General features: G+C 52.9%; 1 rRNA gene. It reads right to left on the bottom strand.

Going from position 1 to position 1,568, the window contains the following annotated elements:
- Positions 1–7: 7 nt before the first annotated feature.
- A 16S ribosomal RNA gene (locus ACFDR9_RS27635) occupies positions 8–1,540 on the bottom strand.
- Positions 1,541–1,568 lie beyond the last annotated feature (28 nt).

The raw sequence follows: 1,568 nt of genomic DNA, 5'->3' as shown, positions 1-1,568 counted from the left end.
ACTCTAGAAAGGAGGTGATCCAGCCGCACCTTCCGATACGGCTACCTTGTTACGACTTCACCCCAGTCACGAATCCTACCGTGGTAAGCGCCCTCCTTGCGGTTAAGCTACCTACTTCTGGTAAAACCCGCTCCCATGGTGTGACGGGCGGTGTGTACAAGACCCGGGAACGTATTCACCGCGACATGCTGATCCGCGATTACTAGCGATTCCAACTTCATGCAGTCGAGTTGCAGACTACAATCCGGACTACGATACACTTTCTGCGATTAGCTCCCCCTCGCGGGTTGGCGGCGCTCTGTATGTACCATTGTATGACGTGTGAAGCCCTACCCATAAGGGCCATGAGGACTTGACGTCATCCCCACCTTCCTCCGGTTTGTCACCGGCAGTCTCATTAGAGTGCCCTTTCGTAGCAACTAATGACAAGGGTTGCGCTCGTTGCGGGACTTAACCCAACATCTCACGACACGAGCTGACGACAGCCATGCAGCACCTGTGTACTGGTTCCCTTTCGGGCACCCCCTGATCTCTCAAGGGTTCCAGCCATGTCAAGGGTAGGTAAGGTTTTTCGCGTTGCATCGAATTAATCCACATCATCCACCGCTTGTGCGGGTCCCCGTCAATTCCTTTGAGTTTTAATCTTGCGACCGTACTCCCCAGGCGGTCTACTTCACGCGTTAGCTGCGTTACCAAGTTAATTAAAACCCGACAACTAGTAGACATCGTTTAGGGCGTGGACTACCAGGGTATCTAATCCTGTTTGCTCCCCACGCTTTCGTGCATGAGCGTCAGTCTTGACCCAGGGGGCTGCCTTCGCCATCGGTGTTCCTCCACATATCTACGCATTTCACTGCTACACGTGGAATTCTACCCCCCTCTGCCAAACTCTAGCCTTGCAGTCTCCATCGCAATTCCCAGGTTGAGCCCGGGGATTTCACGACAGACTTACAAAACCGCCTGCGCACGCTTTACGCCCAGTAATTCCGATTAACGCTTGCACCCTACGTATTACCGCGGCTGCTGGCACGTAGTTAGCCGGTGCTTATTCTTCAGGTACCGTCATTAGTGATCTGTATTAGAAACCACCGTTTCTTCCCTGACAAAAGAGCTTTACAACCCGAAGGCCTTCTTCACTCACGCGGCATTGCTGGATCAGGCTTTCGCCCATTGTCCAAAATTCCCCACTGCTGCCTCCCGTAGGAGTCTGGACCGTGTCTCAGTTCCAGTGTGGCTGGTCGTCCTCTCAGACCAGCTACTGATCGATGCCTTGGTAGGCTTTTACCCTACCAACTAGCTAATCAGATATCGGCCGCTCCACGAGCATGAGGCTCTTGCGAGTCCCCCACTTTCATCCTTAGATCGTATGCGGTATTAGCGTAACTTTCGCTACGTTATCCCCCACTCTAGGGTACGTTCCGATATATTACTCACCCGTTCGCCACTCGCCACCAGAGCAAGCTCCGTGCTGCCGTTCGACTTGCATGTGTAAGGCATGCCGCCAGCGTTCAATCTGAGCCAGGATCAAACTCTTCAGTTTAATCTCTGTTTAATGACATTGCTGTCAG

This window comes from Janthinobacterium sp. CG_23.3 (assembly GCF_046115965.1).
GTDB lineage: Bacteria > Pseudomonadota > Gammaproteobacteria > Burkholderiales > Burkholderiaceae_D > Janthinobacterium.
This window is presented reverse-complemented; position numbering and strand designations above follow the sequence as displayed.